This is a genomic window from Allobosea psychrotolerans (assembly GCF_002917105.1).
Classification (GTDB): domain Bacteria; phylum Pseudomonadota; class Alphaproteobacteria; order Rhizobiales; family Beijerinckiaceae; genus Allobosea; species Allobosea psychrotolerans.
Map to the genome: position 1 here is coordinate 122,858 of NZ_PQFZ01000009.1, position 24,063 is coordinate 146,920.

At 66.5% G+C, this 24,063-nt stretch carries 27 protein-coding genes and 1 other RNA gene; 12 read left to right on the forward strand and 16 right to left on the reverse strand.

Annotated elements, in window-relative coordinates; translation table 11 throughout:
- Positions 1-70: 70 nt before the first annotated feature.
- From CYD53_RS16495 to rpmH, 9 genes are all read right to left on the reverse strand, one after another.
- Positions 71-808, reverse strand: coding sequence for a pyrimidine 5'-nucleotidase (locus CYD53_RS16495; protein ID WP_103719177.1), 738 nt, complete (start codon positions 806-808; stop codon positions 71-73).
- 179 nt (positions 809-987) lie between these two features.
- Positions 988-1,884, reverse strand: a complete 897-nt coding sequence (gene argB, locus CYD53_RS16500; protein WP_103719178.1) for an acetylglutamate kinase — start codon at positions 1,882-1,884, stop codon at positions 988-990.
- A gap of 91 nt (positions 1,885-1,975) precedes the next feature.
- Positions 1,976-2,344, reverse strand: a complete 369-nt coding sequence (locus tag CYD53_RS16505; RefSeq protein ID WP_103719179.1) for a DUF423 domain-containing protein — start codon at positions 2,342-2,344, stop codon at positions 1,976-1,978.
- 3 nt (positions 2,345-2,347) lie between these two features.
- The gene (locus tag CYD53_RS16510) at positions 2,348-3,109 is read right to left on the reverse strand and encodes an AAA family ATPase (RefSeq protein WP_103719180.1); all 762 of its coding nucleotides are present in this window, start codon (positions 3,107-3,109) and stop codon (positions 2,348-2,350) included.
- 82 nt (positions 3,110-3,191) lie between these two features.
- A complete protein-coding gene (gene yihA / locus CYD53_RS16515; RefSeq protein WP_103719181.1) occupies positions 3,192-3,857 on the reverse strand; it encodes a ribosome biogenesis GTP-binding protein YihA/YsxC in 666 nt (221 codons plus the stop codon).
- A 26-nt stretch (positions 3,858-3,883) separates the two neighbouring features.
- Positions 3,884-4,516: a CatB-related O-acetyltransferase gene (locus CYD53_RS16520; protein ID WP_103719182.1), complete on the reverse strand. Its 633-nt coding sequence runs from the start codon at positions 4,514-4,516 to the stop codon at positions 3,884-3,886.
- Between the two features lie 80 nt (positions 4,517-4,596).
- Positions 4,597-6,483, reverse strand: a complete 1,887-nt coding sequence (gene yidC / locus CYD53_RS16525) for a membrane protein insertase YidC (RefSeq protein WP_103719283.1) — start codon at positions 6,481-6,483, stop codon at positions 4,597-4,599.
- Positions 6,484-6,521: 38 nt separating this feature from the next.
- Entirely contained in the window at positions 6,522-6,965 is a 444-nt protein-coding gene (rnpA, locus tag CYD53_RS16530; RefSeq protein WP_103719183.1) for a ribonuclease P protein component, read from the reverse strand.
- Positions 6,966-7,020: 55 nt separating this feature from the next.
- A complete protein-coding gene (gene rpmH, locus CYD53_RS16535; RefSeq protein ID WP_067253664.1) occupies positions 7,021-7,155 on the reverse strand; it encodes a 50S ribosomal protein L34 in 135 nt (44 codons plus the stop codon).
- Between the two features lie 296 nt (positions 7,156-7,451).
- On the opposite strand from rpmH, the gene ffs reads away from it, so the two are divergent.
- The 4 genes from ffs (at position 7,452) to recR (ending at position 10,529) form a co-directional block, all read left to right on the forward strand.
- Positions 7,452-7,548: signal recognition particle sRNA small type (gene ffs, locus CYD53_RS16540), an RNA gene on the forward strand.
- A gap of 136 nt (positions 7,549-7,684) precedes the next feature.
- Positions 7,685-9,538 (forward strand): DNA polymerase III subunit gamma/tau, encoded by a 1,854-nt coding sequence (locus tag CYD53_RS16545; protein ID WP_103719184.1) that lies wholly within the window; start codon positions 7,685-7,687, stop codon positions 9,536-9,538.
- 51 nt (positions 9,539-9,589) lie between these two features.
- A complete protein-coding gene (locus CYD53_RS16550) occupies positions 9,590-9,910 on the forward strand; it encodes a YbaB/EbfC family nucleoid-associated protein (RefSeq protein ID WP_092172811.1) in 321 nt (106 codons plus the stop codon).
- A gap of 13 nt (positions 9,911-9,923) precedes the next feature.
- The gene (recR, locus tag CYD53_RS16555) at positions 9,924-10,529 is read left to right on the forward strand and encodes a recombination mediator RecR (RefSeq protein WP_103719185.1); all 606 of its coding nucleotides are present in this window, start codon (positions 9,924-9,926) and stop codon (positions 10,527-10,529) included.
- A 130-nt stretch (positions 10,530-10,659) separates the two neighbouring features.
- Here recR and CYD53_RS16560 read toward each other — a convergent pair whose 3' ends face one another.
- Entirely contained in the window at positions 10,660-11,355 is a 696-nt protein-coding gene (locus CYD53_RS16560; protein ID WP_181011910.1) for an outer membrane protein, read from the reverse strand.
- Between the two features lie 321 nt (positions 11,356-11,676).
- Here CYD53_RS16560 and CYD53_RS16565 point away from each other — a divergent pair, with 321 nt between their 5' ends.
- The 4 genes from CYD53_RS16565 (at position 11,677) to CYD53_RS16580 (ending at position 16,385) form a co-directional block, all read left to right on the forward strand.
- Entirely contained in the window at positions 11,677-13,044 is a 1,368-nt protein-coding gene (locus CYD53_RS16565) for a metallophosphoesterase family protein (RefSeq protein WP_103719187.1), read from the forward strand.
- A 36-nt stretch (positions 13,045-13,080) separates the two neighbouring features.
- Positions 13,081-14,130, forward strand: a complete 1,050-nt coding sequence (locus CYD53_RS16570) for a YihY/virulence factor BrkB family protein (protein WP_103719188.1) — start codon at positions 13,081-13,083, stop codon at positions 14,128-14,130.
- 5 nt (positions 14,131-14,135) lie between these two features.
- Complete coding sequence (locus CYD53_RS16575; protein WP_103719189.1) at positions 14,136-15,377, forward strand: NAD(P)/FAD-dependent oxidoreductase; 1,242 nt, start codon at positions 14,136-14,138, stop codon at positions 15,375-15,377.
- A 126-nt stretch (positions 15,378-15,503) separates the two neighbouring features.
- Positions 15,504-16,385: a VOC family protein gene (locus CYD53_RS16580; RefSeq protein ID WP_146055940.1), complete on the forward strand. Its 882-nt coding sequence runs from the start codon at positions 15,504-15,506 to the stop codon at positions 16,383-16,385.
- A gap of 116 nt (positions 16,386-16,501) precedes the next feature.
- On the opposite strand, the gene CYD53_RS16585 is transcribed toward CYD53_RS16580, so the two are convergent.
- From CYD53_RS16585 to CYD53_RS16610, 6 genes are all read right to left on the reverse strand, one after another.
- Positions 16,502-16,954, reverse strand: a complete 453-nt coding sequence (locus CYD53_RS16585) for a GNAT family N-acetyltransferase (protein WP_103719191.1) — start codon at positions 16,952-16,954, stop codon at positions 16,502-16,504.
- Positions 16,951-17,937, reverse strand: a complete 987-nt coding sequence (gene cysK / locus CYD53_RS16590; protein WP_103719192.1) for a cysteine synthase A — start codon at positions 17,935-17,937, stop codon at positions 16,951-16,953. The genes CYD53_RS16585 and cysK overlap by 4 nt, the downstream gene beginning before the upstream one ends.
- Positions 17,938-18,021: 84 nt before the next feature.
- Positions 18,022-18,474 carry an RrF2 family transcriptional regulator gene (locus CYD53_RS16595; RefSeq protein WP_092172784.1) on the reverse strand — a complete coding sequence of 151 codons (453 nt, stop codon included), beginning with the start codon at positions 18,472-18,474 and terminating at the stop codon, positions 18,022-18,024.
- Positions 18,471-18,962, reverse strand: coding sequence for a dUTP diphosphatase (gene dut, locus CYD53_RS16600; protein ID WP_103719193.1), 492 nt, complete (start codon positions 18,960-18,962; stop codon positions 18,471-18,473). The genes CYD53_RS16595 and dut overlap by 4 nt, the downstream gene beginning before the upstream one ends.
- A 2-nt stretch (positions 18,963-18,964) precedes the next feature.
- Entirely contained in the window at positions 18,965-20,245 is a 1,281-nt protein-coding gene (locus CYD53_RS16605; protein WP_103719194.1) for a phosphopantothenoylcysteine decarboxylase domain-containing protein, read from the reverse strand.
- Positions 20,246-20,447: 202 nt separating this feature from the next.
- Positions 20,448-21,902, reverse strand: coding sequence for an AMP nucleosidase (locus CYD53_RS16610; RefSeq protein WP_103719195.1), 1,455 nt, complete (start codon positions 21,900-21,902; stop codon positions 20,448-20,450).
- Positions 21,903-22,062: 160 nt separating this feature from the next.
- On the opposite strand from CYD53_RS16610, the gene CYD53_RS16615 reads away from it, so the two are divergent.
- The 4 genes from CYD53_RS16615 to CYD53_RS16630 all read left to right on the forward strand — a co-directional run bounded on the left by CYD53_RS16615 (position 22,063) and on the right by CYD53_RS16630 (position 24,062).
- A complete protein-coding gene (locus CYD53_RS16615; protein ID WP_103719196.1) occupies positions 22,063-22,410 on the forward strand; it encodes an ArsR/SmtB family transcription factor in 348 nt (115 codons plus the stop codon).
- A gap of 95 nt (positions 22,411-22,505) precedes the next feature.
- Entirely contained in the window at positions 22,506-23,051 is a 546-nt protein-coding gene (locus tag CYD53_RS16620) for an SRPBCC family protein (RefSeq protein WP_103719197.1), read from the forward strand.
- A 58-nt stretch (positions 23,052-23,109) separates the two neighbouring features.
- Positions 23,110-23,592 carry a DUF1579 domain-containing protein gene (locus CYD53_RS16625; protein WP_103719198.1) on the forward strand — a complete coding sequence of 161 codons (483 nt, stop codon included), beginning with the start codon at positions 23,110-23,112 and terminating at the stop codon, positions 23,590-23,592.
- A gap of 38 nt (positions 23,593-23,630) precedes the next feature.
- A complete protein-coding gene (locus tag CYD53_RS16630; protein WP_103719199.1) occupies positions 23,631-24,062 on the forward strand; it encodes a VOC family protein in 432 nt (143 codons plus the stop codon).
- Position 24,063: the final 1 nt, after the last annotated feature.

Sequence of the window (24,063 nt, forward strand, 5' to 3'; positions counted from 1 at the left end):
CTTCGTGATCGTTCGTAAAGACGAACGATTTTTCCTCTGAGGGGAACGGGACTATGTTCGAGCCAGCGCGTCAGCCGGGCTGGCGCGGTGTCCCCAGCGGGGCAAGGAAGCGGGTCAGGTCGTCCGTGACATAGTGCACATGCCCGGCATCGATCGCGGCCTGCTCCCAGACCTCGCGGAAGGGGTCGGGCGTGCGCGGGATGATCAGCACGGTCTTCATGCCCAGCGCGCTGGGAACAATGAGGTTCTTCTCGATATCCTCGAACATCGCCGCCCGGCCGGGATCGACCGCATGCTTGGCGAGGAAGTTCTCATAGGTCGCCCGCTCGGGCTTGGGCAGGAAGCCGGCCTGGACGATATCGAAGATGTCCTCGAAATGATGCAGGATGCCGAGCTTGCCGGCGACGTTCTCGGCATGGCCGCGCGAGCCGTTGGTCAAGATCAGCTTGCGCCCGGGCAGAGCCGCGATCGCATCCCCCAGCGCCGGGTTGGGATCGAGCAGGGTCAGGTCGATCTGGTGGGCGAAATCGAGGAAATCGTCGGGATCGACGTCATGCTCCTCCATCAGCCCCTTCAGCGTCGTGCCGTAGCGCTCGTAATAGTAGCGGCGCAGGGCATGCGACGACAGGCCGTCGAGGCCGAAGAGTTCGAGCAGGAACAGCGTGATCCGCTCGTTCACCTGCGGCCAGACCATCGCCTCATGCGAGTACAGCGTGTTGTCGAGGTCGAAGACCCAGTGGTCGACATGCGCGAAGGCCTCCGCGGACAGCGGCGGCAGAGAGGCGGGAGGTGAGGCGTGCGTGTTCATGGGGACTCAGGAATGTGGAGCGCCCAGCCTGACATGCAAGTCCTCTGCTAAGGTTTAAGCACGAGGCCGGCTCCACGCCGTCATTGCGAGCGCAGCGAAGCAATCCAGAAGGGTTCGCATTGCGGCCCTGGATTGCTTCGTCGCCATGCTCCTCGCAATGACGGATGGGGAGGCGCGGATTACCGCCGGATGATCGTGCCCGAGCCGGTATCGGTGAAGAGCTCGATCAGCGCCGCATGCGGCACCTTGCCATCGAGGATGACGACCGCCTCGACGCCCTTTTCCAGTGCGTAGATGCAGGTCTCGATCTTCGGGATCATGCCGCCCGAGATCGTGCCGTCGGCGATCAGCCTGCGGCATTCCTCCACCGTCAGCTCCGGGATGAGCTGCTTGTCCTTGTTCAGGACGCCGGGCACGTCGGTCAAAAGCAGCAGGCGCTTGGCGTTGAGCGCGCCGGCGATCGCACCGGCGAAGGTGTCGGCGTTGACGTTGTAGGTCTGGCCGTCGTCCGCCGCACAGACCGGCGCGAGCACCGGGATGAGTTCGGCCTTCAGCACGGCGTCGAGCACCGTGGTGTCGACCTTGTCGGGCTCGCCGACGAAGCCGAGATCGAGGATTTCCTCGATCTTCGAATCCGGATCGACGATGGTGCGCGTCACCTTGCGGGCGGTGACCATGTTGCCGTCCTTGCCGCACAGCCCGATCGCCTTGCCGCCCTCGCGCGAGATGTAGCCGACGATTTCCTTGTTGACCGAACCGGCGAGCACCATCTCGACGATCTCGACCGTGGCCTGGTCGGTGACGCGCAGGCCCTGCTTGAATTCCGACTTGATGCCGAGCTTGGTCAGCATGCGCGCGATCTGCGGCCCGCCGCCATGGCAGACCACGGGCTTCACGCCCGACTGCTCCAGCAGCACGATGTCCTCGGCGAAATCCTCCGCCGTCGCGGCGTCGCCCATGGCGTTTCCGCCATATTTGATCACGACGACCTCTTGGTCGTAGCGCTGCATATGCGGCAGTGCGACGACCAGGAGGTCGGCCGATTGCGACGGTGTCAGAAGGGCGGGGTTGATCATCGAGCAGGCTCCGCAAGCGCGCGCAAGACAGCCGCGCCGGTGCGCCTTCTAGAGCATCATGCCGAAAAGTGGAAACCGGTTTTCGGCGGTCTCAGTTGCGTGGCGCAAGCGCGGCCGCCACGGCCAGCCCGAGCCAGCCACCGAGCATGAACCAGCCGCCGATCGGCGCGGCGCGCGGGAACAGGGCCTCGTTGAAAAAGCCCCGCCGCGTCAAATCGGCAGCGAACAGGGCCGCGCCCAGGATCAGCGCCGAGAGCGCCAGGCGCGCCACGAAATCGATCAGGAAACCGGCCTTGCGGGCTGCGGTCGCGCCGATCACGGCAGGGGCGTGGAAGAGCAGGATCTGTCCGGCGGTCCCAACATTCTGCGTGCCGGTGACATGCGCGGCCGCCGCCAGCAAGGCGACGCCGGCAAGGCCCATCAGCGCGGCGAGGGTGAGATGGATCTTTGCGGCGGTCATCTCTCAGTCCTCGATCGCGAGTTCGACGAAGCCGGCCGGGTCGGCACAGAACTCGCGCATGATCCGGAAATGGGCGGTGTCCTCAAGTGCGATGGGCTCCAGCCCGTATTTCGACAAGCCGAGCAGGCGCGCGCCAGGAAACGCCATCAGCATGGGGGAATGGGTGGCCATGATCACCTGCGTATGTCCCGCCCGCTCGATCCGCCGTAGCAGCTTAAGGAATGTCATCTGGCGTGCCGGCGACAGCGCGGATTCCGGCTCGTCGAAGATGAAGAAGCCCTGCCGCACGCAGCGCTCCTCGAAGAAGCGCAGAAAGCCCTCGCCGTGGGAATGAGACAGAAAGTCCGGCGGCGGCCCAGAGCCGATCGCGGCCTCGTCCAGATAGCGGGCCACCGAAAAGAAGCTCTCGGCCCGGAAAAACCAGCCATTCGTGATCTTCGGCAGCCAGCTCGCTCGCAAGGCCGGGCCGAGCGTGCCGCCCATCGCCTCGATCGCAATGGAATGATCGACCGGACGATAGCCCTTGCCGCCACCTGCCTCATCATAACCCGCCAGTGCCGCGATCCCCTCCAGAAGAGTGGACTTCCCGGTTCCGTTCTCACCAACGATGATCGTGATCGCGCGGTCGAAGTCGAGCTCGAAACCCCGTGCCAGAAAAGGCAGGCAGAACGGATAAAGCGAGGGATCGGCGACCTTCTCCTCGTCCAGCCAGACCCTTTTCAGGAAAGGGGCAGGCAAGCGGGTCGGTCGCGATCCCCTCATCATCCGGGCCTTTCCGCTCACTGCGCATCGAACCAGGCTCTCGACTGCCGCGTCTATATTTCTGGTTGCCGGTCGTGAGCGCCGCTCACTCCCGCTCCGCCAGCACGCGGCCCACGGCCGCCCGCAATTCGGGGATGCCGAGACCGCTCTCGCTGGAGGTCAACAGCACCTCGGGGAAGGCGGCCGGGCGGCGCTTGATCTCGTCATAGGTCGCCTCGATCATGAACTGCTGATCGGCCTTCTTGAGCGCGTCGCCCTTGGTCAGCACGATCTGGTAGGAGACGGCGGCCTTGTCGAGCGTCGCCAGCACCGCGCCGTCGACATCCTTGATGCCGTGCCGGGCGTCGACCAGCACATAGACGCGCATCAGGTTGGAGCGGCCGCGCAGATATTCATGGATCAGATTGGTCCAGGCCGCGACCTTGGCCCGGCCGACGGCGGCATAGCCATAGCCCGGCATGTCGACGATGGTCAGGCGCTCATCGCCCCCGACCTGGCGGAAGAAATTGAGCTGCTGGGTGCGGCCGGGCGTATGCGAGGTCCGCGCCAGCGCGTTGCGGCGGGTGACCGCGTTGATCAGGCTCGACTTGCCGACATTGGAGCGCCCGGCGAAGGCGATCTCCTGGCCGACCATGGGCGGCAGGTCATCGACATGGGTCGAGGCCCAGACGAAGTCCCAGGGGCCCTCGAACAGCTTGCGCGCGCTTTCGATCTCGTCGTCGCCATAAGGCGTGGTCAGGCTCGTCGTCATCGTGCTTGTCTACTCATCGTCCTTGCCTACACGGCCGCGCGCAGCGCGTCGATGTCGGCTGAGGCGATGACGCCGATATTGCGCGCGATTGTCTCGGGCTCCCAGTCCCACCAGCGGATGGCGAGCAGCTGCGCCACGATCTCGGGCGCGAAGCGCATCTTCACGACGCGTCCGGGATTGCCGACGACGACGGCATAGGGCGGCACGTCGCGCGCGACCTGCGCCCGCGTGCCGATGATGGCGCCGTCGCCGACCGTGACGCCGGGCATGATCACGGCCTCGCGGCCGATCCAGACGTCGTTGCCGATGACGGTGTCGCCGCGAAAGCCGGCGTTTTCACGGCTATAGCCGGGCGCATTCTCGAAACCGAACATGCCGAAGGGAAAGGTCGAGAAGCCGCCCATCGGATGGTTGGCGCCGTTCATGATGAACTGCGCGGCCTGGGCGATGGCGACGAATTTGCCGATGATCAAGCGGTCGCCGATGAAGTCGAAATGATAGCGCACGCAGCGCGCGACGAAATGCTCGGGCCCGCGCGAGTCGTCGTAATAGCTGTAATCGCCGACCTCGATCAGCGGGTTGTCGACGATCGCCTTGAGGAAGGCCGTTCCCTTCCAGCCCGGAATGGGATGTCGGGTCAGCGGATCGGGGAGGGGCATCGCGGCCTCCTCGTCATCCCGTCGACCGCAGGTCGGCCGGGATGACGGTATCTGGAGCGGCGGCTGGAGTGGGCGCCGCCTTACTTCTTGTTGCTGTTGGCCGGCTTGGTGGGAGCCGCGACCGCGGTGGCTGTCGTCGCCGGCGGCTTCTTGCCGAACAGGCCCTTGATGTTGTCGAATAATTCGATCTTGGCGCCGTTCTTTTTCATGATGTAGCCCTGCTGGGTCACGGAGAGCAGGTTGTTCCAGCTCCAGTAGATCACCAGGCCGGCCGGGAACGAGCCGAGCAGGAAGGTGAAGAACACCGGCATCCAGGTGAACATCATCTTCTGCACCGGGTCCGGCGGCTCCGGGTTCATCTTCATCTGGATGAACATCGTGATGCCCATGAAGATCGGCCAGGCGCCGATATGCAGGAAGGCCGGCGAGGCGAAGGGCAGGAGTCCGAACAGGTTGACGATCGAGGTCGGATCCGGCGCAGCCAGATCCTTGATCCAGCCGAAGAACGGCGCATGCCGCATCTCGATGGTGATGAACAGGATCTTGTAGAGCGCGAAGAACACCGGGATCTGCAGCAGCACCGGCCAGCAGCCGGCGATCGGGTTGATCTTCTGCGTCTTGTACAGCTCCATCAGCGCCTGCTGCTGCTTCATCTTGTCGTCCGCATAGCGCTCGCGGATCGCGACCATCTCCGGCTGCACAGCCTTCATCTTCGCCATCGAGGCGTAGGATTTGCTCGCGAGCGGGAAGAACAGGCCCTTCAGCAGCAGCGTGACGCCCAGGATCGCGATGCCGAAATTGCCGACATGCTTGTAGATCCAGTCCATCACGAAAAACATCGGCTTGGTGATGAAGTAGAACCAGCCCCAGTCGATCAGCAGCTCGAAGCGCTTGATGCCGAGGTTCTTCTCATAGCCGTCGATTGCCGCGACTTCCTTGGCGCCGGCGAAGAGATGCGCCTGGCTCGCCGCGCTCGCGCCCGGCGCGACGGTGACGGCTTCGCCGAGAAAATCGGCCTGATAGGTGCGCTGCGACCCGGTCTGGACCGAGGAGTAGCGGCCTTCATATTTGCGCGCCTGGTCGGGGGCGACCGCCGCGGCCCAATATTTGTCGGTGATGCCGACGAAGCCGCCGACGGCGTCCTTCCAGACCTTGCCATTGGCGCCGGGCGAGAGCAGCGGCTCCTTGTCGATCTTGTCGTAGGTGTATTCCTGCAGGCCCTGCTCGCCGAGATTGCCGATCAGGCCCTCATGCAGGACGTAGTAGCCCAGCGTAGCCGGCTTGCCCTGGCGCACGACCTGGCCATAGGGGAAGAGCGAGACGGGCGCGCCGCCCTTGTTCTCGACCTGGTCGTTGATCGTGAACATGGCATTGTCGTCGATGGTGATGACGCGCTTGAACAGCAGGCCCTGGCCATTGTCCCAGGACAGCGTCAGCGGCGTGCCGGACCGCAGCACCGGCCCGTCGGCACTCCAGAGCGTCGAGGCGTTGGGCAGCGGCACGGCGGCGCCGGGAGCGGCCACCCAGCCGAAATCGGAATAATAGGCGTTGGGCCCGCCAAGCGGCGAGAGCAGGACGATGATGGGGCTGTTGGGATCGACCGTCTCGCGATAGGCCTTGAGCGAGACGTCGTCGATGCGCGCGCCGGTGAGCGCGATCGAGCCGGCGATCTTGGCCGTCTCGATGCGCACGCGCGGGCTGCGGGCAAGCGCCTGCTCGCGGGTCTCTGAGGCCAGCGTCGCAGGGACGGCGCCCGGAGCGGCGGTGCCGGCAGGCTGGCCGGGCACGGTCGAGGGGGCAGGCGTCGCGGCGGGCGAGCCGGCGGGCGTGGATTGCGCCTGCTGGTTCTGCTGGGCGATCTGCTTCTGCTTCTCCATCTGCGGCACGCCGTAGAAGAACTGCCAGCCGAGCAGCACGACCACGGAGAGCGCGATCGCCAGAAGCAGGTTGCGGTTGTCTTCTTTCATCATGATCGGAAACAAATCTCGCTGACGCCCGACGGGGCTTAAGGTTTGGCGGCCGCGCTGCCGGTATCGGGCGCGCGGCGCTGGTCTTGCGGGGGCTTGCGGCTGGATCCGGCCGCAATGGGCTTGGCCGGACGGGGCTTGGCCGGCCGAGCCCGGTCGAGCGCGATCGAGAGATCGGCGACCAGGGCCTCGAAGCCGGCGCTCAGCGTTTCAGTGCGCGCGATGATCACGACATCGCAGGCCCGCCCGGCCTGGGCGCCGAGGGCGAGCTCGGCGGCGGCGCGCAGGCGGCGGCGGATGCGGTTGCGCTTGACGGCGTTGCCGACCTTGCGCGAGGCGGTCAGCCCGAGGCGCAAGCCGTCGCGGCCCGCCTCCTCGGCAGCATCGCGCACCTGCACCGTGAGGAGCGACGAACGAAAACGGCGGCCGTGCTCGGCCGCCGCCAGGAATTGCTTGCGTTGGGTCAGACGGGCGAGGCGCATGGCGATTGGCCAGTCTTCCAGACAAGAAGGCGCGCGAGGCTCACGCGCCGGCAGCTCAGGCCGAAAGCTTCTTGCGGCCGTGGGCGCGGCGGGCTGCGATGACCTTGCGGCCGCCGGCAGTCGCCATGCGGGCGCGGTAGCCGTGGCGGCGCTTGCGAACCAGCTTGCTGGGTTGATAAGTTCTCTTCACGATCCGTCTCCGGGGCCTTGTCAGCCCGGCAGTCGCGGCTTCCCTCGGGAAGCGTGACCATGCGAGCCTGTCATGCAAAAGGTTCTGCGCCGCCTATAAGGCTGCGCAAGTGGCGGGCTTATGGCGGATGGCTCCGTCCAAGTCAATGCCGAATGCCCGGCCGAATGCCCGGGTCGCGCGCGCTGGCCTGCGACCCTTCGTCCTTGGAGGCGGTCGTGACCCGCCCAGGCCGGCTTGAACCGGGAACAGCGACAGGCAGGCTTGCGCTCGGGCGCGACATCCCCGATATAGCGCCCGGGAGGTTGGCGAGGGACGTCTCACTCGCCAACCGGGTCAGGTCCGGAAGGAAGCAGCCCTAACGAGACCGAACGGGTCTTCGTCCAGCCTCCCACCTCATGCACAGGATCGGCATGCGGCCTGGCGGCGCGGTTGCGACATGTGCGACGCCCTTCAGGCCATCCGCGACAAGACCAGGCCCTGACCGTCACTAAGCGTTGACCGTCGCCTCGCGATTGGCGAAAGCAGTCTGATGACCGACGAGACCGACGCCGCCTCCACAGACGAACCTGGCTTTGCCGGCTTCGAACCGGCGCCCGCTCCGGCCGCGCCGACGCCTTACCGCGTGCTGGCCCGCAAATACCGCCCCGCCCATTTCGGCGACCTGATCGGCCAGGACGCGATGGTGCGCACGCTCACCAACGCCTTCAGCGCCGGCCGCATTCCCCAAGCCTGGATGCTGACCGGTGTGCGCGGCGTCGGCAAGACGACAACCGCCCGCATCCTGGCGCGTGCGCTGAACTACCAGACCGAGGACGGCGGCGGCGCGCCCACGACCGACCTCACCCGTTTCGGCATCCACTGCAAGGACATCATCGAGGGCCGGCATATCGACGTGATGGAGATCGACGCCGCCTCCAACAACGGCGTCGACAATGTCCGCCAGATCAACGACGCCGTGCGCTACGCGCCGGTCTCGGCCCGCTACAAGGTCTACATCATCGACGAGGTGCACATGCTCTCGGCCGGTGCGTTCAATGCCTTCCTGAAGACGCTGGAGGAGCCGCCGCCGCATGCGCGCTTCATCTTCGCGACGACGGAGATCCGCAAGGTTCCGGTGACCGTGCTGTCGCGCTGCCAGCGCTTCGACCTGCGCCGTGTCGATGCGAGCCTGCTGGTGTCGCACCTCTCCGGCATCTGCAAGGCCGAAGGCGTCGATGCCGATGACGAGGCGCTGGCGGCCATCGCACGCGCAGCTGAAGGCTCGGTGCGCGATTCGCTCTCGATCCTCGATCAGGCCATCGCCCATGCGGCGGGCACGATCATGCTCGACGATGTCCGCTCCATGCTCGGCCTCGCCGACCGGGCTCGCATCATCGACCTGTTCGAGGTCGTGATGAAGGGCGACATCGCCGCCGCGCTCGGCGAACTTCGGGCGCAGTATGACGCGGGCGCCGACCCCGTCGTGGTGCTGACCGATCTCGCCGAATTCACCCATCTGGTGACGCGCCTCAAGCTCGTGCCCGAGGCGCTGAAGGACAACACGCTGAACCAGGCCGAGCGCCTGCGCGGCGGTGATTTCGCCCAGCGCCTGTCGATCCGCGTGCTGGCCCGGACCTGGCAATTGCTGCTCAAGGGCATCGCCGAGGTGAAGCAGGCCGACAGGCCGGTCATGGCGGCCGAGATGGTGCTGGTGCGCCTCGCCCATGCCGCCGATCTGCCGACGCCCGACGAGGCCCTGAAGATGCTGCGCGACGGCTCCGGGGCGATATCCGGCGGCAATGGCGCGCCCTCCTCCGCGCCGCGCCCGCCCTCGGGCGGCGGCAACACGGCGCTCGCCGCGCGGCCGGTGCTCGCCAGCGCCAACCCGATGCCGGCTCCCATGGCCGCCCCGCGCGCCATGGCCCAGCCGCTGGTGCAGGTGGCTTCGCTGGAGGACGTCGTGGCGCTCGCCTCGCAGCATCGCGACATCACGCTCAAGATCGCGCTGGAGCGCGATGTCCGCCCGGTGCGCTTCGAGCCGGGCCGGATCGAGTTCTCGGTGACCTCGGGCGCATCGCGCACGCTCGCCACCGATCTCTCGCGCAAGCTCAAGGAATGGACCGGCCAGACCTGGATGGTGGCGGTCGTCACCGCCGAGGGCGGCGCGACCCTGCGCGAGCAGGCCGAGGCCGAGAAGGACCGGCGCGAGAGCGACGCGGCCTCGCATCCGGCGGTCAGGGCGGTGCTCGAGCGCTTTCCGGGCGCGCGCATCGTCGATGTCCGCGATCCGCGCGCCGCGGCCTCCGAGACGCCTGCCATGGCGGCCTCAGAGGATGATTATCTGCCCGAGGCCGAACCGCTCTTCGACGATAGCGAGCCGGATTTCGACGGCATCGATTTCTGATTTCCGGTATCCGGTTTCCAGAGGCAGTCAGGGACAACGGGAGAAGCGACCATGCGCGACATGATGGGCCTGATGAAGCAGGCGCAGCAGATGCAGCAGAAGATGGCCGATGTTCAGGCCGAGCTCGACACCATCGAAGTCGAGGGCGCGGCCGGCGGCGGCATGGTGAGCGTCACCATGACGGCCAAGGGCGCGGTCAAGGCAGTGAAGATCGACCCCGCCTTGATGCTCGCCGATGAGCGCGAGATTCTGGAAGACCTGATCGTCGCCGCCTGCAGCGATGCGCGCAGCCGCTCCGAGCGGGTGATGCAGGAGCGCATGGCCGAGATCACCAAGGGCCTGCCGATCCCGCCCGGCATGAAGCTGTTCTGAGCGTCTGCCCCGCATGACCCGCGCCATCGCCGGCCCCGAGATCGAGCGCCTGATCCAGCTCCTGGCCAAATTGCCGGGGCTGGGGCCGCGTTCGGCCCGGCGCGCGGCGCTGCACCTCGTCAAGAAGCGCGAGCAATTGCTCGGCCCCCTCTCGGAGGCCATGGCGGTCGCCCGCGAGCGCATCGTCGTCTGCTCGAGCTGCGGCAACATCGACACCAGCGACCCCTGCTCGCTCTGCCGCGACCCGCGCCGCGACGACGGCCAGATCGTGGTGGTCGCCGATATCGCCGATCTCTGGGCGCTGGAGCGCTCGGGCGCGGTCCAGGGGCGTTATCACGTGCTGGGCGGGATTTTGTCGGCGCTGGACGGCGTCAGGCCCGAGCATCTGACGCTCGAGCCGCTGGTGGCGCGCGCCTCCGATCCGGCGGTCAAGGAAATCATCCTGGCGCTCAACGCCACGGTCGACGGCCAGACCACGGCGCATTTCGTCACCGACCTTCTGGCCCATCTGCCGGTCAAGGTGACCAAGCTCGCCCATGGCGTGCCGGTGGGCGGCGAGCTCGACTATCTCGACGACGGCACGCTCGCCGCCGCGATCAGGCAGCGTACGGGTTTCTAGAACGCTTCCTGCCAACCTCCATCGTCATTGCGAGCGCAGCGAAGCAATCCAGCTTCAGGCGCACCCCTGGATTGCTTCGCTGCGCTCGCGATGACGGGCACTGGTGCGCAGAGCCGCCGGCGGCGCCTGCTCAGAACTTGTAGGCGAGGCTCGCGCGCACGCTATGCGTCTTCGCCTCCTGCTCGCCGGTGAGGCCCAGCGCGGAGTTCCGGGCCGTGGGGTCGAACTTGCCGTAATCGGTGTAGCGGTATTCCGCTCCCAGGATCAGGTTGCTGGTCAAGGCGTAGTTGACGCCGCCGCCGAACGTCCAGCCGGCCCTGGAAACCTGCGTGCTCCCACCGAGGCCGGAGACGGGATCGTAGGATCTGAGATTGAATTCGGTGAAGGCCGCGCCGCCCGTGCCGTAGATCATCACGGTGTCGAAGGCGTAGCCGATGCGGCCGCGCAGCGAGGCCTGCCAGTCGCGCTGGCTGCGTCCGAGCCCGAAGCTGCCGCGCTCCTGCAAGGCTTCGAGATCGCCTTCGAGACCGAGCACGATCGAGTCGAACTGGACATTCAGGCCGGCCTGTCCGCCGCCGAGCGCGCTTCCCGGCGTATCACGGAAAGTGCCGGCATAGCCCAGCCCGGTGGCGGAGAGCTGCCGGATCTTGTCCGAACCCCAGGAGTAGCCGCCCTGCGCGCCGAGATAGAAGCCGGTCCAGGAGTAGAAGCTCGGCAAGGCCGGCGCGGGCGGCAATTGCCTGCTCGAGGACAGATCGGCAGCCATGGCGCCGCCGCCGGTCAGGATCAGCAGGGCGGCCAGCGCAGTTCTCAGCGGCGTTCTCATCGCGACCTCAACTCTCAAACGACATCTGGGACTCGGGGCTCTGGCGCCGCACCTTGCAGCACGGCCCTTCCGGAGCATCCGAGCCTTTCCGCGCATTCGTCACGCGCGCCGGTCCTTGAACAGAAGAAAGCGTTAAGGTTAACAATCACCTAAGCTGCCGCACCGGCGCTGATACGGAACCAGCGTGGCGCTGCGTTGTTGCAGCCACGCTGTCGTCATTGCATTGAGCGCCGAAGGCCGAAGCCAGCGCTGGATCGCTCACGATCCGCTGCGGAAAAATTTCGGTCGCTGAAATTCCCAGACGAAATAGAGACTCTAGAAATGACAGACGAGCCGATTAAAGCGCTTCTTCCAAAGTCGGGCGGCCACCAGTTCGTAATGTATGGAGATTCATGTTCCGGCGTTCCAGGCGCATTGCACGAGCGAACCTTTGCGGACGTGAATGCTATCGTGAATCGATTAAGCCCCGGTCCTGAGTTTATATTATTTCCCGGCGATGAAATTATTGGCTTAACTCCTGATCCCACTGCTTTACGCGACCAGTGGAAACACTGGTTCGATGTCGAAATGGCCTGGCTCGATCGCCAGAAAACGCCGATGTGGCACACGACAGGTAATCACACAGCCTATGACAGGATGAGCGAAGACATTTTCAGGGAGGTCCTCCAGCTTCCTGATAATGGTCCGAAGGATCAAAAAGGCCTGTCCTATTGGGTCCGTCGCGACGATTTATTGATGGTCTTCGTCCACACCCTTTGGTCCGGCCTCGGTGGCGAAGGGCATGTTGAAACCGAATGGTTGGAAGCCGTTCTCAAGCAGCACGCCGACGCAAAGTATAAAATCGTGCTCGGTCATCACCCGGTGTTTCCGGTGAACGGATTTTCCGGAACTTATCAGCGCGAGATCGGGCACGAATATGCCGAGACGTTCTGGAACATTTTGGTGGATGCCGGCGTCTTTGCTTATGTATGCAGCCATATTCTCGCTTACGACGTTCAGGTGCATCACGGCGTGCTTCAGATATGTACGGCAGGAGCCGGAACAGCGCACAGAATGCCGGAAGATGTTGAGTATCTTCACTGTATTCAGGCGGCGCTCGATGAGGACGGCCTAAGATATCAGGTTCTGGATACGGGCGGCGTTGTCCGAGAACGGCTGCAATGGCCGCCGAAACCTGTCGGCACGTCTTCCGAATGGCGGCGTCTTGCAGCCGGCAGATCTGAGGCGCCCTTTACCGGATTGATAGATGCCGGAGATATTGTCGCGTTTCGTGTCACCGGGAGAACGGCGTTAAAGCCTTGGGCTCCGGAGCAGACGCTGTTCACTGCCCATTCCCCCGAGGCGATCGCTCCTATCTGGCTTGGTTCGCGCGGCCCGAACCAGACCCTCACGCTCGTCGTGGGAAAGCAGCCCGGACGGAGCCCCTCATATTGGTTTGGGCCCGATCTGCCTGCCAACGGCGATTTCGATTTCCATGTCGCGTTTTATCCGGAGATGGGGCCTGGAGGTATTCTCTATCGCGCCCATCGGGAAACCGTATGGACCTCGCTCAAGGCTGCCGCGGCAACCGGAGTTGAAAACGTTCGATGGCCCAACGCGTGGAATGTTGGGTATGGTCAGCATGGATCCGCTGACCGCCCGTTCAAAGGTCATGACCTGGCGGTGAATGTTTGCATGGGATCGTCCTAAGGTGTCATTTCATCCCCGACTTGCCCCGATCAGCCGATGGCCTTCCTGAAACGCATTGCCGGGTTGGCCAGCGCAGCCGTGGCTCTGGGCTATGTCTATGGCGCGGTGTCGCGGCGCTTCACACGGAAATCGCGGGAGGCTGCGCGCGGGCGCACGGCCTCATCGCCGCTGGAGATGACCTGGCTCGGCTGGAAGGACGTGCTGCTGCGCTTTTTCGGCAATATGGCCGAGAACCGGCTGGCCTCGCTCGCCGGGGCGGTCGCCTTCTACACCTTGTTGTCGCTGGTGCCGGCGCTCTCGCTCCTGGTGACGATCTATCGCTCCTTCACCGATCCCTTGACCATCGCCGAGCAGCTCGACGGCCTCACCGTCGTCTTCCCCCAGGCCGCACGCGACCTCATCCATGAGCAGGCCATGCGGCTTGCCGGGCAGAGCGCCTCGGCGCTGTCGCTCACCGTCCTGATCAGCGTCCTCGTCGCCTTCTGGAGCGCGAACGCCGCCGTGAAGGCGATTTTCGATGCACTCAACATCATCTATCGCGAGCGCGAGAAGCGCAGCTTCCTCAAGCTCAATGCCCTGTCGCTGCTGACCACGATCAGCGGCGTGGTGCTGCTGGCGGCGGCGCTGATCGTCATCGCCTCCGTGCCTGTCGTGACCGCGCTGTTTCCCTTCGCCTATGAGCTGGAACGGCTGTTGCGACTGGTGCGCTGGCCGTTCTTCCTCGTCGTCGCGATGCTCTCCATCGCCTGCCTCTACTGGATCGGCCCGAGCCGGCGCGCGGCGCGCTTCGCCTGGGTGATGCCCGGTGCGGTCGGCGCGGCCTTGCTCTGGGCCGCCGCGTCCTGGGCCTTTTCCTGGTATGTCGGAACGCTCGGCAACTACACTGCGACCTATGGGTCGCTTGCGACCGTCGTGGTGTTCATGACCTGGCTCTGGCTTTCGGCGGTGATCGTGCTCGCCGGGGCCGAATTCAATGCCGAGCTCGAACACCAGACCGCCCACGACACCACCATGGGCAACCCCAAGCCGCTGGGCCAGCGCGGCGCGACCATGGCCGATTCGGTCGGCGAACCGACGGCGGATTGAGGCGGATGCTGGATCCAGACACCACCCGCCAGGACGATCTGCGCAGCGGCCGCGGCCCATGGCTTTCCGGCCCGGCACGCCCGGCCAGCGAAGAGCTGGTGGCCGATATCCAGTGCGATGTCGCGATCGTCGGCGGCGGCATCACCGGCGCGATGGTGGCAGAACATCTCTCCGCCTTCGGCCACAGGGTCATCGTGATCGATCGCGAGCGGGAGGGTTTCGGCAGCACGGCTGCCAGCACCGCCATGCTGCAATGGGAGATCGACCTGCCGCTGCGCCGGCTGGCGGAGCTTTATGGCTTCGACCGCGCCGCCGACGTCTATCGCCGCAGCTTCCGCGCCGTAGCGGGCCTCGGCGAGCTGGTCGCGCGGCTGGGACTCGGCTCGGCCTTCATTCCGCGCGAGACGGTCTATCTTGCCGCGGGCGAGGTCGGCCCGCGCGAGCTTCGGGACGAGCATATCCTGCGCGAGCGGGCCGGCCTTCCCGGCGCTCTGCTCGACCATGCGACGCTGCTCGGCGCCTTCGGTTTCGACCGCGCGGCCGCGCTCGTCTCGCCGGGCTCCGCCGAAGCCGACCCGCTCAGCCTGTGCCACGCCTTGCTGGCGCAAGCCGCCGGGCGCGGGGCGCGCCTGGTCCGGGACGAGGCAATTGCTTTCGAGAGCAGCTCGCAAGCGGCCGCCGTCACACTCGCTGGCGGGCGGACCGTCGAAGCCGGCCATATCGTGCTGGCGACCGGCTATGTGATGCCCGCTTGCGTGACGAGCGACCTGCACCGGACCGCCTCGAGCTGGGCGATCGCGACCCTGCCGCAGCCGCCGGCGGCGCTCTGGCCCGGCCCTGCCCTCATCTGGGAGGCTTCGCAGGACTATATCTACTGCCGCACGACGACCGATGGCCGCATCGTGCTCGGCGGCGAGGATGAAGCGACCGAGGATCCCGAGCTGCGCGAGCGGCTGGGCCCGCAGAAGACGAAAGCCCTGCTCGGCAAGCTCAAGGCTCTCCTGCCGCAGGCCGAGCCGACGCTTGGCCATGCCTGGTCGGGCGCCTTCGGGCAGACTTCGGACGGGTTGCCCTTGATCGGGCGGGTGCCCGGGCAGGCGCGCATGCTCGCGGCCTATGGCTATGGCGGCAACGGCATCACCTTCAGCTTCGTCGCCTCGCGCCTGCTCGCTTCGCTGATCGGCGGGGTGGAAGCGCCATGGTTCCAGCATTTCGCGATCGACCGGCGCGACCCGACCAAGCCGTGAGCCCTGCCCGCGATTGCGCGGCTGCAATCATGAGCTTGCCGGCGCCAGGGGCGACAAGGCGGGCGAAGATCGCCATGTTCCGGCTCACACGGCCAAGTGAAGGCCGGCTCATTTTCGGAGGCTGCCATGGTCGCGGTCCAAGATTCCTTCCGGGACGCCACATCCGCTTCGCCCGTCCGGCTCGAAGCGCTGGATGCGCCCTTCCATATCGGCGCGGTGGCACTGCGGGTTCACGATCTGGCGAAGCTGACGGCGTTCTATCGTGACGCGATCGGCCTTGCCCTGATCCATCAGGAGCCGGGCCTCGCCACGCTCGGCGTCGATGGCGAGGTTCTGGTGCGGCTGGAGGAGGGCGCCGAGCGCCCGACCTCGCCGGCCGGCCTGTTCCACCTCGCCATCCTGCTGCCCTCGCGCGGCGCCCTGGCCGATTGGGTCGGCCACGCCGCCAATGCGCGCATCGCGATCGAAGGCGCCTCCGACCACCTCGTCAGCGAGGCGCTCTATCTGTCGGACCCCGAAGGCAACGGCATCGAGATCTACCGCGACCGCCCGCGCGCCGACTGGCCGCGCCGCGACGGTGCGATCAAGATGGCGACCGAGCGGCTCGATCTGCAGGCGCTGCTGAGCGAGGCGCAGGCCGGCGCCTATGCCGGCATGCCGAGCGGCACGCGCATGGGCCATATCCATCTGCGCGTCGGCGATACGGCGGAGGCCGAGGCGTTCTACGCCGGCAAGCTCGGCTTCGCGCTGATGGTGCGCTATCCTGGCGCGAGCTTCCTCTCCAGCGGCGGTTATCACCACCATATCGCCGGCAATATCTGGAACAGCCGGGGCGCCGGCGCACGCGGCGAGGGCGAGGCGGGGCTCGGCTTTTTCGAGCTGGTGGCTCGCGAGGCCGGGGATTTCGAGGCGATGCGCCAGCGCATCCTGGCTGCCGGCGGCAGCGAGGATGCCAAGGGACCCTCGATCGCCGATCCCTGGGGCAACCGGCTCGTACTGCGTCGCTGAGCGGCCAGAGCATTTTCGAGCGAAGTGGATACCGCTTCGCGTGAAGAAAATGCGTCTAACAAAGATTGAGAGCAATCGAACGATCGGATCGGATTGGACCGGAAATTGCCCTCGGCTCAGCGCTCCAGCAGATGCGTACGCGTCGCGCCGCTGGGATCGCGCCGAAAACCTTCCGCATCCCAGAAGGCGGTGGCGCGGTCATCCGCCGCGCGCAGGGAGAGCCGCGCCGCCACGGCAAAACCCTGCTGGATCAGGGCCGCGGCGATGGCGCGCCCGACGCCATGGCGGCGGCGGGCGGGCCGCACATAGAGGTGGCGCAGCCGGGCGAGATCCGGCTCCGGGTCGTAAGGGTCGGGCGTGAGTGCGCCCAGCCCTGCCAACTCACCCTCCGCGAAGGCTGCGAAGAGCACAGGCAGATCGGCATCGCTGGCATAGTCGCCGCGCGCGACCTCCTCGGCCAAGCGATCGAGGAAGGCGTAATCCTCCCCGGCCGCCTCTTGCCGCAAGGCCTCGAAACCGTCCGGCAGCGCAGCGCTGACGCGGACGATCTGAATCGTGGTCGACGTCACAGCCCCTCGAACAAGGCGCTCGAAATATAGCGCTCGGCGAAGGAGGGGATGATCACGACGATGGTCTTGCCCGCGTTCTCCGGCCGCGCGCCGACTTCGAGCGCCGCGGCCACCGCTGCCCCCGACGAGATGCCGGCGGGAATGCCCTCGCTCTTGGCAAGAGCGCGCGCCGTCTCGAAGGAGGTCTGGTTGCCGACGGTGACGACCTCGTCGATCACCGAGCGGTCAAGGATGCCCGGCACGAAGCCGGCGCCGATGCCCTGGATCTTGTGCGGGCCGGGCGCACCGCCCGACAGCACCGGCGAATCCTCGGGCTCGACCGCAATGATCTTCACGTCGGGCTTGCGTGCCTTGAGCACCTGGCCGACGCCGGTGATGGTGCCGCCCGTGCCGACGCCGGAGATGAAGATGTCGACCTTGCCGTCGGTGTCGTTCCAGATTTCCTCGGCGGTCGTCTTGCGATGAATTTCCGGATTGTGCGGGTTCTCGAATTGCTGCGGGATGATCGAGCCCGGAATCTCCGCCTTGAGCTCCTCGGCCCGGGCGACAGCGCCGCGCATGCCGCCGGGGCCGGGTGTCAGCACGAGCTCGGCGCCGAGCAGCGCCAGCATCTTGCGGCGCTCCAGCGACATCGTCTCCGGCATCACCAGGATCAGGCGATAGCCGCGCGCGGCGGCGACAAAGGCAAGCGCGATGCCGGTATTGCCCGAGGTCGGCTCGATCAGCGTGCCGCCCGGCTTCAACGCGCCGGAGGCCTCAAGCGCATCGACCATGTTGACGCCGATGCGATCCTTGACGCTGGAGATCGGGTTGAAGAATTCGAGCTTGGCCAGGATCGTCGCCTTGACGCCGCGCTCGGCCGGCAGGCGGTTGAGCTTGACCAAGGGGGTGTCGCCGATGGTGTCGGTGATCGATTCATAGACCCGGCCGCGGCCTGGGGCCTTGCTCGGAGCGGGGTGGGGCGTGCGCACGGCCTCGGTCATGGGATCCTCCTGGGAATGATCGTGATTGATGGCGACGCTAATTCAATTCACAGCCCGTGTCGATGATAGGCCTTATATACAAATTCAGATTGTGAAATCAGCCGTCGCACCCGCCCCGTCAAAGGCTGCGCGCCGCTCCGCCTGCTGGCACAGCTCCTCGACCGTGACTCCATCCAGTGTCGAGAGAAAGGCCTGCGAGGCTCGTTCCACCTGCGGGCCGACTACGAGATCGATCAGGCGCGATTGCGGCATCGGACCGAGGCCGTCCTCGCCAGCCTCCTGCATCGCCGCGCGCGCGATCTCGCCGGCGGTGATCCGGCGGCGCTCGCGCGCCAGCTCATAGCCGCCGCGGGGACCGCGAACGCCCTTCAGGATGCCGACCCGGACCAGCGCCTGCAGCAGCGTCTCGAGATGGCGCGGCGGCAGATCGTGCCGCGCCGCCAGCATTTTGGCCGCAACCGGCGAGGGCCGCGCATGCAAGGCGATATCGACCACCGCCGCGATGGCGAGCAGGCTGCGGCGCGAGAGCAGGTTCACGCGTCGGCTCCCTTGATCACGTCCGACTTGGGCGCGTCCGAAACGCCCGTCGAGCCGAAGCCGCCGGCGCCGCGCGCGGTTTCATCCAGGATTGCCGTCTCGAGGAGATTGGCCTGCGTGACCGGCGCGATCACCAATTGCGCGATGCGGTCGCCACGACGGATCGTGAAGGGCTCCTGGCCCAGATTGACCAGGATCGCCGTGACCTCGCCGCGATAGTCGCTGTCGACCGTGCCCGGTGCGTTGAGCAGGGTGATGCCATGCCTCAACGCCAGTCCCGAGCGTGGGCGCACCTGCGCCTCGAAACCGGCAGGCAGCTGCAGGGCAAGGCCGGTGGGAACCGCGATGCGCTCGCCGGGCGCCATGACGAGCGTGCCCTCCTCTTCCAGCGCCGCGCGCAGATCGAGCCCCGCGGCGCCCGCGCTTTCATAGGCTGGCAGCGGCAGCCCGGCGCCATGCCCGACGCGGCGTACGGGGATCGTGACCATGCCTAGGCTCCCGCCTTCGAGACGCCCGTCAGCCCGGCGAGATGTGCGATCAGGCGACTCGCGACCTCCTCCTTCGCCAGGGTCGGCCAGGTCTCGACGCCGTCGCGGGTGACGAGATGGACGGTGTTGGAATCGCCGCCCATCACGCCGGTGCCGCCGACATCATTGGCGACGATCAGGTCGCAGCCCTTCCTCGCGAGCTTGGCGCGGGCATAGTCGATGACGTTTTCCGTCTCCGCCGCGAAGCCGACGACAAGCGCCGGCCGGCCGGTCTTGCGGTGAGCGACTGTCGCCAGGATGTCGGGATTCTCGACCAGCGCCAGGGCCGGCGTCCCACTGGGGCCCTTCTTCATCTTCTCCGGTGCTGCGTCCGCGACGCGCCAATCGGCGACGGCGGCCGCGAAGACCGCGATGTCGGCGGGCAGCGCCGCCTCGGTCGCCGCCAGCATCTCGCGAGCGGATTCGACATGGATCGTAGTGACGCCGTCGGGGTCGGGCAGGCCGACGGGGCCGGAGACCAGCGTCACGCTGGCGCCAGCGGCTGCGGCTGCGGCTGCGATGGCATGGCCTTGCTTGCCCGAGGAGCGGTTGGCGATGTAGCGCACCGGGTCGATCGGCTCATGTGTCGGGCCCGAGGTGACGAGCACATGCTTCCCGGCAAGCGGCTTCTGCGCGATGGCCGCGCCTCCCGGCATGCGGCCGAGGAAGCCGATGGCACGCGGCTGCGCCGCCATATCGCCGGCCAAAGCGCGCTCGATCGCGGCCAGGATCTCGAGCGGTTCGGCCATGCGGCCCGGCCCGCTCTCGCCGCGCTCGGCCATGGCGCCGGAATTGGGCCCGACGACGAGCACGCCGTCCTTCTCGAGCTGCGCCATGTTGCGCCGTGTCGCCGGATGCTCCCACATCCTGGGATTCATCGCAGGCGCGATCAGGATGCGCTTGTCGGTGGCGAGCAGCGCGGTCGAGGCCAGGTCATTGGCGAGCCCCGTCGCCATCTTGGCGATGAGATCGGCCGTGGCGGGCGCGACGACGATGAGGTCGGTCGAACGCGACAGCGCGATATGGCCGATATCGGCCTCGTCGGTCAGCGAAAACAGATCGGTGAAGCAGCGCTCGCCGGCCAGCGACGAGACGGAGAGCGGCGTGACGAACTCCTCGCCCGCCTTGGTCAGGATGCAGCGCGAGGCGATGCCGTGATCCTTCAAGCGCCGGATCAGTTCCAGGCATTTATAGGCGGCGATGCCGCCGCCGATGATCAGGAGAACGGAGCGGGATGCGGACAAGGGCGGAGGTTCCTGAGCCGGGATGCCCTTCACCTAGCATCCGGCGGGCGGGGCTGTCATGGGGCGGGCCGCCTTGCCGTCATGCTCGGGCGAAGACCCGAGCATCTCTTGCCGGAGGTTCTCGGGCCTGCGCGGAGTTTATCCTTGGGCCGATCGAAGATCGGACCCGAGGGCTTCGCCCGAGAATGACGGCTGGTCTTCCTCACCTGAACGGCGGCTCGTCGAAGCTCCTGAGCTTGCGCGAGTGAATGGTCGAGCCCGCTTCCTTGAGCTTCTCCAGCGCCGCGAGCCCGATCTTGAGGTGCTCGCCGACGGCGCGCTCATAGAAGGCATTCGCCGCGCCGGGCAATTTGATCTCGCCATGCAGAGGCTTGTCGGAGACGCAGAGCAAGGTGCCGTAGGGCACGCGCAGGCGGTAGCCCTGCGCTGCGATCGTGCCCGATTCCATGTCGACCGCGATGGCGCGCGAGAGGTTGATGCGGCGGCGCTCCTTGGTCCAGCGCAGCTCCCAGTTGCGGTCGTCCTGCGTCACGACGGTGCCGGTGCGCAGGCGGTTCTTCAGGCGGTCGCCGCGCTCGCCCGTGACTTCGGCCGCCGCCTGCTGCAGGGCGACCTGGACCTCGGCGAGCGCCGGGATCGGAATGTCGGGCGGCACCAGCTCGTCCAGGATGCCGTCCTGCCGGAGATAGGCATGGGCCAGGACATAGTCGCCGATGATCTGCGTCTGGCGCAGGCCGCCGCAATGGCCGACCATCAACCAGCAATTGGGCCTGAGCACCGCGAGGTGGTCGGTGATGTTCTTGGCATTGGAGGGGCCGACGCCGATATTGACCAGCGTCACGCCATCGCCCTTGCCGCGGATCAAATGATAGGCCGGCATCTGGAAGCGATGCCAGGGCGCCGACATCACCCGCTCGGCTGCCGAAACGTCGATGCCGTCGCGCTCGATCCGGACACCGCCCGGTGTCACCAGGGCCTCTGCCGTGCCGGCTTCGATCTCGGCCAGCGCCAGCCGCACGAACTGGTCGACATAGCGGTGGTAGTTGGTCAGCAGCACCCAGGGCTGCACGGCGCGCCAGTCGGTACCGGTATAGTGCACCAGCCGCCGCAGCGAATAGTCGACCCGCACCGCATCGAACAGCGAGAGCGGGCGGGGCTCGCCCTCGACGATGTCGAAGGTGCCGTCGGCGATCTCGTCGCCGACCAGCGAGAGCAGCGGCGTCGGGAAATGCCGTGCAAGCTCGGCGGCCGTGACCTTGCCGCGCCCGAACTCGTCGCCGCCTTCGAGCGCATAGGGGTAGGGGATCTCCTGATGGCTCACACCGGTCTCGATCGTCGCGCCATAGTCCTCGACGAGCGGCTGCAATTGGTCGAGCAGATAGGCGCGGAATTCGGCCGGCTGCGTCACCGTGGTCGAATAGACGCCCGGCGCTGCGAATTTGGCGAAACCGCGCCGCGTCGCGGCGGGCAGCTTCGAGGGCTCGTAGGTGACGCGCAGCAGCGGGTAGCGATAGCGCGCGCGCTCCTCGACTGTCGGCGCCTCGCCCGTATCGAAGAAGCGCTGCAGGTCGCCCCGCAACGCCCTCTTCGCGTCCGCATAGAGCAGCTCGAGCCGGTCGACGGCGGCGTCTGGCGTGGCAGCGGTCTCGAATGTCATGGGGCGAACGTACCTCTCGTTCGGTCGAGCTTCTAGCTGCGCCGCTGCCCTGCTGACAACAGGGATGGGTCCGATGCAGGCCGGCCGGGGTGTCCGCTTGACAGCGCAGCGCTGTGGCATTACTGAACCGTCAAGTTAATTAACTCATCGGTTTAATTGAATGTCGAGCGACCCGCTCAGCCTCACCTTGTCCGCCCTTGCCGACCCGACGCGGCGCGCCATCCTGGCGCGGCTGTCGCTGGGCGAGACCTCGGTGACGGAGCTGGCCGAGCCCTTCGCGATGAGCCTGCCGGCCGTCTCCAAGCATCTCAAGGTGCTGGAGCGGGCCGGACTGATCACGCGCGGTCGCGAGGCGCAGTGGCGGCCTTGCCGACTCGATCCCGGCCCGCTGCGCGAGGTCTCGGAGTGGCTGGAACACTACAGCCATTTTTGGGACCAGAGCCTGGGACGATTGGAGGAGGTGCTGCGCGAGATAAAGGCGGCGCCAGCCAAGGACGCGCAACCGTAGAGCGTTTTCGAGCGAAGTGGACACCGGTTCGCGTCAAGAAAACGCGTCAGAACAAAGAGAAAGAGCCGCGCGGCGGCGTCAAACGAGGACAATCCATGCTCAAGACCAGTCTTCTCAGCCTGCTGGCGCTCCTCGCCATCGGCATCGTCGTGGTGCTGATCCTCGCCGCAATGAAGCCCGACACCTTTCAGGTCCAGCGCGCCATCGCCATCAATGCGCCGCCCGAGCGCATCTACCCGCTGATCGCGGATTTCAGGGCCTGGGGCGCCTGGTCGCCCTGGGAGAAGAAGGACCCCAACCTGAAGCGCAGCTTCAGCGGGGCCGAGACCGGCAAGGGGGCGATCTATGCCTGGGCCGGCGACAAGAATGTCGGCGAAGGCAGCATGGAGATCGTCACGGCCGAACCGTCAAGCAAGCTCGGGCTCAAGCTCGACTTCATCAAGCCCTTCGAGGCCCATAACGCCGCCGTCTTCGCGCTGCAGCCGCAGGGAACGACGACCCATGTGACCTGGACGATGACGGGACCGACGCCGTTCTTCGCCAAGATCATCCATGTCTTCTTCAACATGGACCGGATGGTCGGCGGCGATTTCGAGGCCGGTCTCGCCAGCCTCAAGGCGCAGGCCGAGCGCCCCGCCTGACCGTCATGTCCCGCACATCACGAAAACCCAAGCTCAAGAACCGGAGAGGAGGCACCCCATGAAAGCAGAACCCCAGAAGGAACATGAGTGGCTCGCGGAGCTCGTCGGCGAGTGGGCCACGGAGATGGATTGCTCCATGGGCCCCGACCAGCCGCGCCAGACGTTCAAGGGCACGGAAAGCGTGCGATCGCTGGGCGGGCTCTGGACGCTCGGCGAAGGCCGGGGCGAGATGCCCGACGGATGCACCGGGAGGACGCTGATGACGCTCGGCTTCGACCCGGCCAAGGGCCGCTTTGTCGGCAGCTTCATCGGTTCGATGATGACCCATCAATGGCTCTACGACGGAGCCCTCGACGAAACCGGCACGGCCCTGGTGCTGGACAGCGAGGGGCCCGCCATGAGCGGCGACGGCTCGCTCTCGGCCTATCGCGACATCATGACCATCGTCAGCCCCGATCACCGCATCCTGACCTCGTCCGTGCCCGATGGAAACGGCGGCTGGACCGAATTCATGACCGCCCGTTACCGCCGGACCGGGTGAACGCGGGCCCATCCCCTCCAGACGCAAGGACAGATCCCATGAAGATCGCCCCCTATCTCTTCTTCCCCGGCAATTGCGAGGAAGCCTTCACCGCCTATGAAAAGATCCTCGGTGGCAAGATCATCGCCATGATGAACCACAAGGGCACGCCGGCCGAGAGCCAGGTCGCCCCTGATTGGGTTCCAAAGATCATGCATGCCTGCCTCCAGCTCGAGGGCGGGCAGATGCTGATGGCGTCCGACGCTCCGCCCGACCGCAGCGAGGGGCCGATGCAGAGCGTTTCGGTCAGCGTCACGGTCAAGGAGACGGCCGAGGCCGAACGCATCTTCGCCGCGCTCTCGGATGGCGCCAGGATCAAGATGCCGCTGGAGGAAACCTTCTGGGCGCCGCGCTTCGGCATGCTCCAGGACCGCTTCGGCACACATTGGATGATCAGCAGCGCCCCCGCGGAAGCCTGCGTGGCGGCTTAAC

What these genes read in the sequence shown, in the direction of transcription:
- CYD53_RS16495 (WP_103719177.1), bottom strand. Translation starts at nt 808, where the DNA reads ATGAACACGCACGCCTCACCTCCCGCCTCTCTGCCGCCGCTGTCCGCG.
- argB (WP_103719178.1), bottom strand. Translation starts at nt 1,884, where the DNA reads ATGATCAACCCCGCCCTTCTGACACCGTCGCAATCGGCCGACCTCCTG.
- CYD53_RS16505 (WP_103719179.1), bottom strand. Translation starts at nt 2,344, where the DNA reads ATGACCGCCGCAAAGATCCATCTCACCCTCGCCGCGCTGATGGGCCTT.
- CYD53_RS16510 (WP_103719180.1), bottom strand. Translation starts at nt 3,109, where the DNA reads ATGATGAGGGGATCGCGACCGACCCGCTTGCCTGCCCCTTTCCTGAAA.
- yihA (WP_103719181.1), bottom strand. Translation starts at nt 3,857, where the DNA reads ATGACGACGAGCCTGACCACGCCTTATGGCGACGACGAGATCGAAAGC.
- CYD53_RS16520 (WP_103719182.1), bottom strand. Translation starts at nt 4,516, where the DNA reads ATGCCCCTCCCCGATCCGCTGACCCGACATCCCATTCCGGGCTGGAAG.
- yidC (WP_103719283.1), bottom strand. Translation starts at nt 6,483, where the DNA reads ATGAAAGAAGACAACCGCAACCTGCTTCTGGCGATCGCGCTCTCCGTG.
- rnpA (WP_103719183.1), bottom strand. Translation starts at nt 6,965, where the DNA reads ATGCGCCTCGCCCGTCTGACCCAACGCAAGCAATTCCTGGCGGCGGCC.
- CYD53_RS16545 (WP_103719184.1), top strand. Translation starts at nt 7,685, where the DNA reads ATGACCGACGAGACCGACGCCGCCTCCACAGACGAACCTGGCTTTGCC.
- CYD53_RS16550 (WP_092172811.1), top strand. Translation starts at nt 9,590, where the DNA reads ATGCGCGACATGATGGGCCTGATGAAGCAGGCGCAGCAGATGCAGCAG.
- recR (WP_103719185.1), top strand. Translation starts at nt 9,924, where the DNA reads ATGACCCGCGCCATCGCCGGCCCCGAGATCGAGCGCCTGATCCAGCTC.
- CYD53_RS16560 (WP_181011910.1), bottom strand. Translation starts at nt 11,355, where the DNA reads ATGAGAACGCCGCTGAGAACTGCGCTGGCCGCCCTGCTGATCCTGACC.
- CYD53_RS16565 (WP_103719187.1), top strand. Translation starts at nt 11,677, where the DNA reads ATGACAGACGAGCCGATTAAAGCGCTTCTTCCAAAGTCGGGCGGCCAC.
- CYD53_RS16570 (WP_103719188.1), top strand. Translation starts at nt 13,081, where the DNA reads ATGGCCTTCCTGAAACGCATTGCCGGGTTGGCCAGCGCAGCCGTGGCT.
- CYD53_RS16575 (WP_103719189.1), top strand. Translation starts at nt 14,136, where the DNA reads ATGCTGGATCCAGACACCACCCGCCAGGACGATCTGCGCAGCGGCCGC.
- CYD53_RS16580 (WP_146055940.1), top strand. Translation starts at nt 15,504, where the DNA reads ATGGTCGCGGTCCAAGATTCCTTCCGGGACGCCACATCCGCTTCGCCC.
- cysK (WP_103719192.1), bottom strand. Translation starts at nt 17,937, where the DNA reads ATGACCGAGGCCGTGCGCACGCCCCACCCCGCTCCGAGCAAGGCCCCA.
- dut (WP_103719193.1), bottom strand. Translation starts at nt 18,962, where the DNA reads ATGGTCACGATCCCCGTACGCCGCGTCGGGCATGGCGCCGGGCTGCCG.
- CYD53_RS16610 (WP_103719195.1), bottom strand. Translation starts at nt 21,902, where the DNA reads ATGACATTCGAGACCGCTGCCACGCCAGACGCCGCCGTCGACCGGCTC.
- CYD53_RS16615 (WP_103719196.1), top strand. Translation starts at nt 22,063, where the DNA reads ATGTCGAGCGACCCGCTCAGCCTCACCTTGTCCGCCCTTGCCGACCCG.
- CYD53_RS16620 (WP_103719197.1), top strand. Translation starts at nt 22,506, where the DNA reads ATGCTCAAGACCAGTCTTCTCAGCCTGCTGGCGCTCCTCGCCATCGGC.
- CYD53_RS16625 (WP_103719198.1), top strand. Translation starts at nt 23,110, where the DNA reads ATGAAAGCAGAACCCCAGAAGGAACATGAGTGGCTCGCGGAGCTCGTC.
- CYD53_RS16630 (WP_103719199.1), top strand. Translation starts at nt 23,631, where the DNA reads ATGAAGATCGCCCCCTATCTCTTCTTCCCCGGCAATTGCGAGGAAGCC.